The organism is Collinsella aerofaciens (assembly GCF_015553355.1).
Classification (GTDB): Bacteria; Actinomycetota; Coriobacteriia; order Coriobacteriales; family Coriobacteriaceae; genus Collinsella; species Collinsella aerofaciens_V.
Window position 1 is genome coordinate 13,388 of the sequence record NZ_JADNGN010000001.1, and the last position, 13,830, is coordinate 27,217.

At 61.3% G+C, this 13,830-nt stretch carries 11 protein-coding genes; 3 read left to right on the forward strand and 8 right to left on the reverse strand.

The features are described 5' to 3' along the window. From I2D57_RS00060 to I2D57_RS00090, 7 genes are all read right to left on the reverse strand, one after another. A partial coding sequence (locus tag I2D57_RS00060; RefSeq protein ID WP_195361058.1) for a DUF4430 domain-containing protein occupies positions 1-1,169 on the reverse strand: 1,169 nt, incomplete at its 3' end. 431 nt (positions 1,170-1,600) lie between these two features. Then, on the reverse strand, positions 1,601-3,364 hold the full coding sequence (locus I2D57_RS00065; protein WP_195361059.1) for an ABC1 kinase family protein: 1,764 nt from the start codon (positions 3,362-3,364) through the stop codon (positions 1,601-1,603). Positions 3,365-3,372: 8 nt separating this feature from the next. Then, positions 3,373-3,789: a hypothetical protein gene (locus I2D57_RS00070; RefSeq protein WP_117583986.1), complete on the reverse strand. Its 417-nt coding sequence runs from the start codon at positions 3,787-3,789 to the stop codon at positions 3,373-3,375. A gap of 99 nt (positions 3,790-3,888) precedes the next feature. Further along, positions 3,889-5,412 (reverse strand): C69 family dipeptidase, encoded by a 1,524-nt coding sequence (locus tag I2D57_RS00075; protein ID WP_195361060.1) that lies wholly within the window; start codon positions 5,410-5,412, stop codon positions 3,889-3,891. Positions 5,413-5,847: 435 nt separating this feature from the next. Then, positions 5,848-7,167, reverse strand: a complete 1,320-nt coding sequence (locus I2D57_RS00080; protein WP_229026480.1) for an IS256 family transposase — start codon at positions 7,165-7,167, stop codon at positions 5,848-5,850. A 101-nt stretch (positions 7,168-7,268) separates the two neighbouring features. Further along, a complete protein-coding gene (locus I2D57_RS00085) occupies positions 7,269-8,135 on the reverse strand; it encodes a bifunctional 5,10-methylenetetrahydrofolate dehydrogenase/5,10-methenyltetrahydrofolate cyclohydrolase (protein ID WP_195361061.1) in 867 nt (288 codons plus the stop codon). A 2-nt stretch (positions 8,136-8,137) separates the two neighbouring features. Beyond that, positions 8,138-8,770 carry a cyclodeaminase/cyclohydrolase family protein gene (locus I2D57_RS00090; RefSeq protein ID WP_195361062.1) on the reverse strand — a complete coding sequence of 211 codons (633 nt, stop codon included), beginning with the start codon at positions 8,768-8,770 and terminating at the stop codon, positions 8,138-8,140. A 375-nt stretch (positions 8,771-9,145) separates the two neighbouring features. On the opposite strand from I2D57_RS00090, the gene I2D57_RS00095 reads away from it, so the two are divergent. The 3 genes from I2D57_RS00095 to I2D57_RS00105 all read left to right on the forward strand — a co-directional run bounded on the left by I2D57_RS00095 (position 9,146) and on the right by I2D57_RS00105 (position 13,341). Continuing rightward, complete coding sequence (locus I2D57_RS00095) at positions 9,146-9,748, forward strand: hypothetical protein (RefSeq protein ID WP_195361063.1); 603 nt, start codon at positions 9,146-9,148, stop codon at positions 9,746-9,748. A 229-nt stretch (positions 9,749-9,977) separates the two neighbouring features. Next, positions 9,978-10,571, forward strand: a complete 594-nt coding sequence (locus I2D57_RS00100; protein WP_195361064.1) for a hypothetical protein — start codon at positions 9,978-9,980, stop codon at positions 10,569-10,571. A 304-nt stretch (positions 10,572-10,875) separates the two neighbouring features. Next, on the forward strand, positions 10,876-13,341 hold the full coding sequence (locus I2D57_RS00105) for a phosphatidylinositol-specific phospholipase C (protein ID WP_195361065.1): 2,466 nt from the start codon (positions 10,876-10,878) through the stop codon (positions 13,339-13,341). 94 nt (positions 13,342-13,435) lie between these two features. On the opposite strand, the gene I2D57_RS00110 is transcribed toward I2D57_RS00105, so the two are convergent. Beyond that, positions 13,436-13,705: a hypothetical protein gene (locus I2D57_RS00110; RefSeq protein WP_022095134.1), complete on the reverse strand. Its 270-nt coding sequence runs from the start codon at positions 13,703-13,705 to the stop codon at positions 13,436-13,438. Positions 13,706-13,830 lie beyond the last annotated feature (125 nt).

Below are 13,830 nucleotides of genomic sequence, written 5' to 3' on the forward strand. Positions count from 1 at the left end.
GGCGCGGGGTCGCCGTACTTCGAGTAGCACCAGACGACGGAGTCGCCGTCCTTGAGCGTGTAGCCGCCCGCGCCGACCTCGGAGGCGCTGCCGTTGACGAACAGCTGCCAGTACGCGCCGGTCGCCGAGTCGTAGCCGAGCTTGCGGTCCTTATCGAAGGGCGACGTGATCGTGTTGAGCGCCCAGCCCCAGGTGCCGTTGGGATCGTAGTCGGTGGTCAGGCCGGCCTGCTTGAAGAGCTGCTCGGAGAGGTCGGCCGCGGTCGAGCCCTCCTTCAGCGTGATCCGCTGCGCGGCGGCCCAGGTCTGCTGGGCGCCCTTGGCGTCGGTGCCGACGACGGAGCACGTGGCAGAGACCTGAGCGACAGGCGCGGGGTCGCCGTACTTCGAGTAGCACCAGACGACGGAGTCGCCGTCCTTGAGCGTGTAGCCGCCCGCGCCGACCTCGGAGGCGCTGCCGTTGACGAACAGCTGCCAGTACGCGCCGGTCGCCGAGTCGTAGCCGAGCTTGCGGTCCTTATCGAAGGGCGACGTGATCGTGTTGAGCGCCCAGCCCCAGGTGCCGTTGGGATCGTAGTCGGTGGTCAGGCCGGCCTGCTTGAAGAGCTGCTCGGAGAGGTCGGCCGCGGTCGAGCCCTCCTTCAGCGTGATCCGCTGCGCGGCGGCCCAGGTCTGCTGGGCGCCCTTGGCGTCGGTGCCGACGACGAAGCACGTGGCAGAGACCTCCTGGCTCTCTGCCTTGGCAGGCTGAGCCTTGGCCTCTCCAGCGGCAGAGACAACGGCGGTGTCCTGCTTCGAGGCATCGGACGTCGATGCAGCCGGTGCCTCATTGCCGGCAGCGCTATCGTCCTCAGTCTTGTCGGTAGGGCCCGAAGCTGTCGCAGTGGCATCTTGCTCGGCAGTGCCCCCATTCGCCACCATGCCGCTCGCATTGAGGTCGGCAGCAGGGCTTGTCGCGGACTCACCAGAGCCGTTCTCGGCAAGCGGTGCCGCCTGAGCCACAGCGTCGGTAATGCCCTCGGCACCCTCGGCCCACAGCTGAGCCGGCGTGGTGCCAAAGGCCATCGCGAAGGCCAGGAATGCCACCAGGCAGCGCTTTGCCACGCCGCGCGCGATTACGCCACGGCGACGAAGCGAGGCACGCTGGCACTCGTCCTCAAACATATCCATTTGTCTCCTACTGTCTGTACTTGGAGCGTTGCCTTGAAGCTGCCCCACGTCATCGCGCATGTTGCGCTCGAGTTCCCCCATCGGGGTCCCCCTTCCCTCCAGAGCCCTATGCACACCGGCGGCATACGCCGCAGCCGCATGCAAGATGGGAGGCGATCCGACTTAACCTTAACGACTCGGGCGCGCCGTCCGATCTGCGACGTGAACATCCCGAGCCAAGAGGAATTACGGTTACTGGTACAGCCGGGGACTTGCACCCCGATTCTCCCAAACGCGCAGGAAAACCGCGCATTCGTGCGTCTCCGCACCACCATCTAGGCCATCGATTAAAACCGTCAATATGCTATCACGCAAAAGGGCCTCGCACGCAGGCGAAGCCCAAGGTAAAAGCTATTGTTTGCGATAGGAGAATGCGGTGACGGTCGCAGCCTCTAGTGCTTGCCGCCGTGGCTGTTGAGCCAGATATTGCGACCCAGCATAAGCGCCAGCACCAGCGCGCTCACGTAGCCCATAAAGCCAATGACTGGGATACCAAACACAACCGGCTCGATGCGCGCGTAGTACACCACCGACGAACCGATAAACAGACCGGCGATCACAATCGCCATCGACATGCGGTCGATAATTCCACCCAGCTGTCGCAGCGCCTTATCGCTGCTCATGATCTGCGTGTTTACCTTAAGCTGGCCGCGCGTAAGCATACGCGAAGCCAAGCCCAGATACTCGGCCGCCTCGAGCGAGCCTTTTGCCGCGCGATAGCTGCTCGCGGCAAGATCGCGGCTCATCTCGCGCATGCGGGCGTAGGTGCTCTTCTCGTTTTTGATGTGCGTCTGGATGATCTGGATCATGTTGACGTTGGGCATGTACTCGGTCAACAGGCCCTCGAGCGTCACCATGCCGCGGGCGAACATCGTCACCACGCTCGGCAGCTCAACGTCATTCTTACGCGCGAGGTTTAACAGCGAGGTCAAAAACTCGCCGATATCCAGATCCTTCAGGTCAAGGCCCGCAAAGTCAGCCACGATAAAGTCAAGGTCGGACAAAAACGCTGAATGATCGAGCTCGGCCGAATCGCCACGCGTCACGGCGAAGCGCATGAGCGAATCCTTGAGCTTGGGCACGTCACCCTCGGCCACGGCGAAAATCATGTCCTTGACGATACCGCGATCGTGACTCGACATGCGTCCGACCATGCCCAAGTCGATAAAGTAGACGATGCCGTCCTTGAGAATGATGTTTCCCGCATGCGGGTCGGCATGGAAAAAACCGTCATCGAGCACCTGCGTAGAGTAGTCCTCGACAATCGCGGCACCGATCTTTTCCAAGTCATAGCCCTCGGCCACCAAGCGTTCGGGATCGGCGATCGAAATGCCGTCGACGTAGTCCATAACCACCACGTGCTCGGTGCACAGGTCCAGATAGGATTTAGGGCACGTCACGCCATGAACGCTCTTATGGAACTCGTAGAAGTCGTTGAGGTTTTTGGCCTCGGCCAAAAAGTTGGTCTCCTCGCGAAACGAGGTCCACAACTCCTCGACTACGCCGTGCAGATCAACGAATTGATCGGTGTTGACGAACTTGGAAACGATACGCACCACCGAGCGGATGATATCGATGTCCTGTGCCATAACCTGCTGCGCACCGGGGCGCTGCACCTTAACGGCCACGTCCTCGCCGGTCACCAGGCGGGCGCGGTGCACCTGCGCGAGCGATGCGCTACCAAGCGGATTGGGGTCGATCGCGTCGAACATCTCCCCCAGGCGCAGGCCGTATTCCTCTTCCAAGCAGCGAAGCACTACCTCGTACGGCACCGGCTCCACGTCGGAGCGCAGACGACGCAGCTCGTCGCAAAAGCGTTGCGGCAGAATCTCGGACCGGTTGGCCAGAATCTGCCCCATCTTGACGAACATGGGGCCGAGCTCCTCGAGCAGGCGGCGCAAACGAACCGGCGTGAGGTTATCCCACACGCGGTACTTTTTGACCAGGCGAACAATCTGCCCGATGCGTTCGCGACGACCCGCCGGCGTGAGCTGGTATTCCTCGTCCGGCGCCATCGCGTCGGGCTCTTCGGGCACCATATCGACAGCGCGCGGCTTTTTGCGAGCGCCCGAGACGGCGGCATCGACCTCATCGACAACCGCCGCCTCGTCACCCAAAGGATCTAGATTGTTGTAATCGGTGGTGGAATCTGCCATCTGCGCTGCTACTCGGCCTCTTCGGTATCCTTCGCATCGTCGGGCTCAACGGACTCGACGGGCACCGAGGTCACGTTGTCCTCGACCGAATCGACGATGTCGCGCACATGGGCCAGGAAGGCCGTGCGCTCGGGGGCGGTCATGACGCGGACCCGGGCAAGGATGAGCTCGTCAAGCACGCGCTGGGCCGCGGTCTCGCCCTGCATGCCCAAGCGCTCGGTCAGATCGGAGATGGTACCGCCGGCCTGCTCGAACATGTCGGACACACTGCGGGCGATATCGGGGGTGGCGGTGTCCTTGCGGACCTGCTCGCCCTTGGTGTTAAGGTCGTCGAGGACCTTCTTGCCGCCTTCGACAGCAACGGCGGCAGCGCCAAAGCCCACGTTAATGGCGCCGTTAACAAGCTGATCGAGTTTCATAACCATGGTTATCTCCAATCACAAACAACTGCATTGGCGTTCTTGTACCCAAGATTGAGCGAAAGCGACAAAGCGTTTTAGCGCTATTCGATCGACGGGAAATCCCTACCTCACGTTGTCATTCATCGCGAAAGAGTTCTTCATGGCGCAGCTCGTGGTGTAAAGCACCTTGCCCAGCAGGGCATCGGTCTCCACGCGAACACGCTCGGCAAAGGCCTCGTTGGCGCGTGCAAGCTCGGCAGGCACCTCGACCTCGGGCAGAGCGGCTACGGCAGCGTCGACGTCATGGATCTGCTTGTGGCCCATGCCACCGATCTTCTCCTGATAATCCTCGACCGCGCGGCCGCACTCATGGAAGCGGACGTCAGCCAGCGCGCCGATCAGGCGGTTGGCCCAGTAGAAGTTTTCGGACGTCACGCGAGCCTGCGTGTCGGCATAGTACTCGGGCATAGTCTCGACGTTGGCGTACAGCGGAACCAGCGCGTTAAACGAGTTGGAACCAAAGGCCATCCACTGCACGGCGCGGTAGGCCGGCTGCGCATAGGGGCGCAGCTGCAACACGGCAAGCTGGCTGTTGCGGTTGATGCCGATGGGGCGATAGGCACCACGCGTAGCGGGCGTGCCCTTGCTGCCGTAGCAGTCGTACTCCGTGCCCTGGTAGTGGCTCGAGAGCACGTACTTGATGTCCTCGATGGTCACCTTGCGCTCGGGCACGCGGCTCCAGGGGATATCGTCGCTCTCGGGCGTGTAGTCGGCGTCGGGGCCATCCCACACGTCGCTGGGGTTGAGGCAGCGCTGCATGTACCAGGCGCGCGGCGTGTTGTAGACATGGTCGCTGTCGCTGTGCGAGCCAAAGGCCTCGCGCGGGTTAAAGACGGCAGCCGGGCCGTCGCTCTCGACGCCCAGCGTCAGGTCCAGATGCCACTCGGCCATCCAGGCGCGCAGGTCGGCGGAGCACATATGGTCGGCCTGGGCGCCCTCGGCGTCATCCAGGTCAAAGCTGTCGATGCCCAGCTGGTTGGGCATGGTCACATAGGCGTCGTCAGGCACGCGCTTGGCGATCCAGTGGTGACCGCCGATGGTCTCGAGCCACCAGATCTCGTCCACGTCGCTAAAGGCGATGCCGTTGTTCTCGTAAGTGCCGTAGCGCTCGAGCAGGTCGCCCAAGATACGCACGCCGTCGCGGGCGGACTTGGCATACGGCAGCACCAGGGTCACCATGTCCTCCTCGCCCAGACCGCCGGGCTGCGCCGGCACATAGCCGTCCTCGCCCTCGCTGCCCTTGGCGGGCACGTAGTCCACGAGCGGATCGGCGCCGCGGACGCGCTCGTTGGTGGTGAGCGTCTCGGTTGCGGACATGCCAACATTGAGCTCGTTGAAGCCCGCCTCGGCCCAAATGCCGTGACCGGGAATAACATCGGGGACGCTCGTGTAGCGCATGGGATTATCGGGCAGTTCAACGGTCAGGTGACTCAGGACGCTCGTGTAGACGCGCGGCTGCTCGTCGGGATGCACTACGCGCATGTGCTTGGGCTCAAACACCCCGTTGGACGAGTCCTCGTTACGCGCGACCAGGGTCGACCCGTCGTAGCTCGCGTTCTTACCAACCAAAATCGTTGTGCACGGCATGCGCATCCTCCTTGAGCGAAGAAATCAAACGATAACAGTGTATCGCTTCGGCGCAGAAAGGGCGAAACCACGGCCTCGGCAGCCCCGTGGTCAAAAAATGCCAAATATGAGTACTGTCACCAATTTAGTGGCAGCAAATTTCCCTGTAACGAGTGCCGAAAATCCCCATTTGCCCAAAAGCAAGACAACGTTATTCCCCATAAGTTCAATAAAATAGGCTTCCTAACGATAATGGATACCGTTAGGAAGCCAAAAAGACGTAAGACATATGTGACTATCTTGGCAACAGTACTCATATTTGGCATTGTTTGACCACGTGGTATATAGCTAACCCCCTCAAACAGCCCAAAACGCCTATTTCGATGCGCGCTCCGCGGTCGCGCGCGCAGACGTGGTGTAAGAGTGTCCTGAGGTCCGTCGCTGCAAGTCCCGATGTTACTCCTTCTTGAGACCGCGCTTCTCGACTATCTCGTCCACTATCTCCCTGGCGCGCCGCCCGAGCGCGCGGCGCCTCCCCTCTGTCGGGGCCGGCCTGTCCGCGGGCTCGGCGAAGCCCTCGGCGGCCGAGGCCTCGGAGAACACGCGCTGCTGGGACCACTGCCCCTCGGTCTCCATGAGGCTCGCGCACGTCAGGCGCAGCATCGACTCCCTCGAGGGGAAGGACTGCACGACCCTGTAGCGGCGCTTGATCTCGCGGTTGGCGCGCTCCTGGACGTTGTTGGTGCGGAGCTTGGCCCAGTGCGCCCTGGGGAAGGCCGTGAACGCCAGCGCGGAGTCCTCGGCCTGCTCGAAGACCTCGCCGGCCCTGGCGGACACCGACGCCACCCAGGGCGCCGCCTCGGCCCACACGCAGCGCGCGAGGTCGGGGTCGTCCTGGTAGACCGCGGCGTGCACGAGGTCCCTGACGGCCGCCTTGGAGTCCTCGGGCCTGCCCGAGCAGGCGCTCTGGAGGTTGCGCTGCAGGTGCGTCACGCAGCGCTGCCAGGCGCAGCCCTGGAACAGGCGCGAGACGGCGGCCACGAGCCCGGCGTGGCTGTCGGAGACCACGAGGCGAACGCCGGCCAGCCCGCGCTCGCGCAGCCCGCCGAGGAATGCCGCCCAGGAGTCCTCGCTCTCGGTGTCGACCACGTCGCAGCCCAGGAAGTGCTTGCGCCCGTCGGCGCCCAGCCCGATCGCGGTCACGACGCCCTGCGAGACGACCGACGAGCCGACCCTGCAGCTCATGTAGGTGGCGTCGAGCCACAGGTAGCAGCACGGCGTGCCCGAAAGGTCGCGGCGGCGGAACTCCTCCACCTCGGCGTCGAGGTCGGAGCAGAGGCTCGAGACCTCCGAGCTCGACAGCGAGGATATGCCCAGCTTGGACGCCACGCGCTCGACCTTGCGGGTGGACACGCCGCACACGTACATCTCCTGCACGATGGAGGCCACCGAGGTGTCGACGCGCGACCATCGCGCGAGCATGCCCTCGGGGTAGTAGGTGCCGTGCCTGAGCTTGGGTATCTCGAGCTCCACGTCGCCCACGGCGGTCTTGAGCGACCTGGGGCGGTAGCCGTTGCGGCTGTTCTCCCTGCCGTCGCTGCGCTCGTTGCGGCTCGCGCCGCACATCTGCTGGGCCTCGGAGTCCATCAGCGCGTTCATCACGCCGCCCAGCACCCTGCACGCGAACTCGCGCGCGTCGCCGCACTCCTGCCAAAGCCTCGCCGCCTCGAGGGCCTCGTCGCGGCCGAGGCGCAGTACACTCTCTTCTTGGGGCATCGCCTTTCCTTCCATTCGTCACCTTCATTACTCCAACGACGAATTCTAGGCGGTGTCCCCTCCCTTTCAAGAAAGAGAAGAGGCGGGGCATGCCCCGCCTCTTACACCACATCTCTGCGCGCTACCCGCTCCGCCGCCTCAATCACGTGTTTGGCGAGAATCGCGGTGGTCACAGCCCCCACGCCGCCCGGCACGGGCGTGATGGCGTTAACGACCGACTCCGCAGCATCAAAATCGATGTCCCCGACCAGCTTGCCAGCGTCCTCATCCCAGTTAATGCCCACATCAATGATCGTCTGGTCCTCGCGGACCGCATCCGCGCCAATCGTGCGTGCGCGTCCAACGGCGGCAACCACAATGTCGGCAGCACGGCACTCGGCAGCAAGGTCGCGCGTATGCGTATGGCACGTCGTCACGGTCGCATTGCGCGCCGTAAGCATGGCGGCAACGGGACGACCAATCACCAGAGACCGACCGACGACCGCAACCTTGGCCCCATCCAGCTCAACACTGTAATGGTCCAGCAACGCCAACACGGCCTCGGCCGTGCAGGGAGCAAAGCCCTCGCCACGACCCGAAAGCGTGGTAAGCAGCGCGGCCGGCGTCATGGAGTCAACATCCTTGGCGGGATCGAGCGCTGCGGCGACGGCGTTCTCGTCAAGGCCGGCGGGCAGCGGGCGGAACATCAGACAGCCATGAACAGCCGAATCGGTATTGATGTCCTCGATGGCCGCCAACAGCTCGTCCTGCGAAACATCGGCAGAAAGCAAAACGCGGCGAGCCTCAATGCCAACCTTCTCGCAGCGCTTGAGGGCACCGCGCTCGTAGGACAGGTCGTCCTCGCGCTCGCCCACACGAACGATGGCTAGCGTCGGCACGATGCCCCGTTCGCGCAGGGCGGCGCAGCGAGCAGCGAGTTCCTCGGTCAACGTGCGGGCAACGGGAGCACCCTTGAGTAGCTCGGCCATGGCTATCCCCTCTTCCTGGCTGCGTCGGCGGCGCGGCGTGCCAGCGCATCGGCGCGCGGCAACCACGTGTCCAGCAGCTCATCGCACGCCGCCTCGAGCTCCTCGGCGCGTGCCCGGTCTTTCATGGACGTGGTGTTGGCAAAGAGCGTCAGGCTCGCGCCCTGCATGGCGGCGCGGCAGAACACAGCACCGCACGCCACGTCGGACAGCAGCTGGCGCGATCCCTTGTCGGCCATGTCCTCGAGCAGCGCCAGCGCGCGCCCGCAGGCATCCATGATCCGATACGGAGGCATGGCCGCCACGTGCAACGCGTCCTGAATCGCCGCAGGTCGAGCCGGGTCCTCGCGCGAAATACCGTACGCCGCCGACACCTGCCCGTATGCACGAACGTCCTCGGCGACCAGGCCCACAAGCTCCTGAGCAAGCTCGTCTGCCTGGGCAAACGCGTGCGTCAGATCGTCCGCGCGATCGGCAAGCGCAGGGTTGGTCGCCCCGTAGCGAGCAACCATCCCGCAAAGCGAGGCGCCCAGCGCGCCCACAAAGGCGCTCGCGCTGCCGCCGCCGGGCACCGGCTCGCGCGCGGCAAGCGCCTCGGCAAATCCGCGGCAGGTCTTATCCATCATCTCTTGGCTCATACGCACGCACCTTCAAGTCATATACATCGGTCGGGCGGCGACCGCCGACCAACCGCATCGAACACGTAATGGTGCTAAGTCTAGCCCATAAGCACATGAGCGTCAGCGCACCTGGCCATCGCAGATTTCTATGACACACGATAGGCGGCAGCGACGCAAACATGGGACACATGGCCCACGTTTCGAGACTCCCGGGCAGCGGCAACTGGGGCATACATATAGATAAGGAGCCCTATGTTGGGGAAACGCTCACCACGGCACCGGACGACGAATGGAGGAACAACAGCACAGCAAACAAAGTCATCATGTGCGCGCAACCGCCGCCCCAACAACCCACGGCACACGATGTCCCTGGCAGACAAGGAGGACGCCACCATGAAGAAAAAGACCCTATCGATCCTTTCCCTTTGCATCGCCCTCTTTGCCGCGTTTGCCCTTGTCGGCTGCGGCGGGAGCGCATCGGGCGGAGGCGGCAGCACCTCAAAGAGCGAAAGTAAGGAAAAGGCCCCCGTCGCCGAAAAGACTGACTTTATCTGGTTTAAGGTCGAGATGCCCGAGAGCGTTGGCGTGAGCGACTCCGCCGGCAAGAACGCCGACAGGGTCCAGCTCACCTTCCCCGAGAACGAGAACACCACAGTCGACCGTTTCATCCCCGTTTGGCAAGAGAAGATGACGGCCGAAGAGTCCTTTGCAGAGCAGGCCGAAAGGCACACCGGAACGTTCCAGTGGGAGGATGGCGACCCCGTCGAGTACAACGGCAGAACATGGCTCACCGGAACGTGCAAGGACAACGGCGGCACTTATACCTACCTCTTTACCGACGTCGACACGGGAAGCGTCTATATCATGATTAGGAACGTCGACCTTCACAAGAAAGAAGCCGAGGCGCTCCTCAACTCCATCGAGTTCCCCGATAACATGGAAGAGGCAATTTCCGAGGCACGCGAAGTTGAGATTTCGAGCATCGAGATCAAGTAACGGGACTCCGCACACGCCCACGTACGCGCGCCCCATTAAAACAACGGGCGCCCAACCCGGGGAGGGCCGACGGCACCGCCCCCCCCTCTTTTGCGCCCGAACATATTGCCACTTAACGGCGCAAATCCGGCCCTCAGAATGGGACACATGGCCCACCCTAGCGAGCCGTCCACGCGTACAGTAAAGGCAGGTAATCCATGGGCGGTTACAGATCGAGGAGGACACGACCATGAAAAAGAAGGCCTTTGCGATTCTCACCCTCTGCATCAGTCTCTTTGCCGCGGTTGCCCTGATGGGCTGTGGCGGAAGCGGCGGCGCTACCGGCAGTGGCGGTGGCGGCGGAGCAGAAAAGCCAGCCGTGGATATGAGGACCGACTTCATCTGGTTTAAGGTCGAGGTCCCCGAGGGCGTCGAGATCACCGACGTCGCAGGCGACACCGCCGACAGGGCCCAGTTTAAGTTCACTGAAAGCGAGCACGCCAGCGATCGCTTCATCCCCGTCTTCGACTCTGACAAGAACGCCGACGAGCTGTTCGACTACGAGGCAAAGTGGAATGCCAGCTTTGAGTGGACCGAGAATGACCCCGTCAAGTACAACGGCAAGACTTGGCGCAACGCTTCCTATACACACTCGGGCGGCGTAACGACTGAGTACTTCACCGACGTTGAAGGCGGCAGCGTGTACGTGCGCATCGACAACGTCGAGGAGCACAAGGATGCCGTCGAAACCATGATGAAGTCCCTGGAATTTGCCGACGACATTGCCAAGGCCAAGACCGAGGCCATGGATGTTAAGCTCGACGATATCGAGATTAAGCGCTAAGCGACTGGCGAGCGCAATGGGAAACACGAGCGCAGCGCAAGCAAGCGACAGTAACCCAGCGCTTCGTACTAAGGGAGGGCCGGTAAACCGACCCTCCCTTTCTTATGCCGGCAGCCGACGAACACGAGGATGCCGGACGCCGGAACCATCCCAGACACGGTAGCAACACAAATAGACAAGCACCCCAACACGTCCGCCCGCCGATTTATTGCACCGCGCAGACAATTAAACCGGCACCTTTAAACATCTGGGCAGTATAGTGACCCAAACGAGTGCATAACCGCACCCTGCGAATGGAGGAGTTATGACCGAACACCACGCCATCAGCCGTCGAGCATTCACGTTGGGCCTAGGACTCGCAGCATTGTCGCCATTTGTAAGCCTGCCCGAAACCGCGGGATTGGGCCTTCCCATGCGCGCGGCATTTGCAGAAGACGCACCCACACCGGCGGCCACCCTCGACAAGTTCGTCATTCGCCTTCGCCCCGCGGGCTACTTTCGTACCGCAAGCGTCAACCAAGACGGCAACTTCAAGGGCAACGTCTGTCATCTGTTTAACGACGGCACGTCCAGCAAGCTCATCCTTGAGCACGTAGAGACCGATACAGATAATAGAAATTGGTATGCCATCCGCACCCTGCTCAATTTCGAAGAGCACAAGAAGACGGGCTACAGCATTTGGTCGGTCGATGGCGACTCGGACAAAGATGGAAAGGTCATCCATGTATGGAGTGGCGAGCATGACGGCAAGGCCAGTCGCTCTTTTGCGTTCGAGCGTCAACCAAACGGTACCTATATCATCCGAGACCGCACGGTCGAGAAAGAAACCGAGAAAAAAGACATTAAGTACCTGGCCATAGAAAAGGACGGCAAAGACCAGGACAACAATAAGATCTGCCATAAGAGTAAGAGCATTCCGTGGGAGCTCGAGCTTGTCGGTTACGACAAGGGCGAGATCAATACCACGGTTAGAAGTATCGACTGGATCACGTATAGCAGCTACGTCGACGGACCATGCTGGATGAAATACGTCGACGGCAACAAATACCTCGACGAGCTGAGCATCCCGGGCACGCATGATTCAAGCACCTGCAGCGTCGACAACGACACCGAGCCCCAAACCTCGCTTGCAAAGTGCCAGCAGGATTACATCCCCACGCAGCTGCTCGAAGGCATTCGCTATTTTGATATCCGACTTGGAAAGAACAACGAGAACGGCGACCCCGGCATCGACCATGGAATATGCTACCTGCTCAAAAAAGACGGGGGCTTTATACATCTCTCCGATGTCATCGGTTACTTCAAAACATTTTTGAACGAAAACCCGTCAGAAGCGCTCATCATGCTGGTGTCACGAGGCAACGACGAAGCCACCGACGACAGTGTTACGACGGCTTTCGCCAATGTTATGGACAATAACTCCGATCTGTTCTATACGTCGAGCCATGTCCCCACACTGAACGAGGTGCGCGGAAAGATCGTCTTGTTGCGTCGATTTAAACTCGCCGGCGACAGTGTAGACGGCCACACGTGGGGCCTCGACCTCACCGAATGGGACGACAAAATCAAGACGCATTCCGGAAAGTCCATGTGCCTCGTGAAATACGAGCAAGGCTTTGAGGCTGCGGGCAATACGGGCGACAAAGAGCCCTATAGCACAGCGGTATATGCTCAAGACCATTACAACTGCACGGGGTCCAGTAAAATCGACTGGGTCGATATGGCCCTGAAGGCAGCGTCCGAGTTCGAGCGCAGCACCGTAGATATCACTGCCGCGGACGGGACAACGGTGCAGGCAACGGAGCGCTGCTGGTTTATCAACTACACGAGCTGCACGCAAAACAACCCTTTTACCGCAGCGCGAGTGGTCGACGAGCACCTGTACAAGAGCTCGTATATAAACAATAGCGGAGTTGAGAGCACAAAGGCGGACTGCCGCAAGCACATTGGCATCATTGCGTCCGACTTTGTTGATGCGGCACTGGCCCGAAGCATCTACCAGCGCAATTACGATACGCAGCACAAGCAGACGGCTTCGTGCTACCTCCCAGCCCGCATGCACATGACATATGGTGACTCGCTGAGCGACGCCTCGCTCCAGGACGGCAAGACCGTTGGCGAGGGTCATTTCCGCCTCGTCGACAGCAGCAACGTACTCAACGTGGCGGCTTCGGGAAGCGCTTTTGCCATCGAATACGTTGATGTCGATGCCTTGGGCAATGAGACCGTTATAGGGCTGCAGGGATCCGTGCCCATCGATATCGATCCGCGCGTGCTGACGCCTCATTTTGAGGGACTCGAAGGCCTTAAGGCCGGCGAGGACGTGCGCGCCAAGATTGCGGCATCACTCGAGGGCAAGCTCGAAGGCGATGCCTGCACAGCACAGCTCGAGTTTGTGCACGACGCAAACGGCGCTCCGGGCACGGCGATGGCCGAGGGCGAGGCATTTGCCGCAGGGACGTACTGGGTGCGCGCGAAAGGCCTTTTGGGCGATGCGGCGCAAAACTACACGCTTGCCACCGACGGAGCCGCAAGCTTTGCCGTGACGGCCTCGGGCGGCGCAGGCGGCAATGGCAACGATGCCAACGCAGGAAGCGCTGATAAGAACGGTAAGGGCAACAAGGGCAAGGGCTCGGGCGGAAAGCTCGCCGACACGGGCGACGGCTCTGGAGTTGCCGCCGGGCTCGCTGCCGCCGCCATAGCTACAACGGTCGCCGGCACGGCAATGCTTGTCAACGACCGCGAAGACAGTGAAGGCGCTAGCGAATAGGCCAGCCGACCGTTTGGACACATCGACTCAATGGGGGGCGCAGGACACCGTTCTGTGCCCCCGATTTTTACCTTGGCCCAAACGCCGCCATAGGCTACATCACCATGTTCAGCGCGTTAACAAACTCCTGGGCCTTCGCACGGCTGCTCAGGCTAAAAACACAAGCAGTCAACAGCCTGTTACGCAGAAAAACATCGCGGCCCTTGATCCTGTTGACCCCCGTAATGTCCTTAAGATAGACAATCTCGGTGTGCTTGCCACCAAAAGTGCCCTTCTTGAGCACCTCGATACGATTGGGGTAGATCTTAACGTCTTTAAACCTACCCGAACCTTTGTCCTGGAATAGCAGCGTGTTGTTGTCCATACGCGTCACTCCCGTGGGGTTCGCTAAAACTGTCTCTATTGCCACATTTTAGTCACCGCAAGGCTCCCATGCGAAGGTGCCAGACAGCAAAGCAATTCGTGTCCGCGCGAGGCTTTAAACTAAAT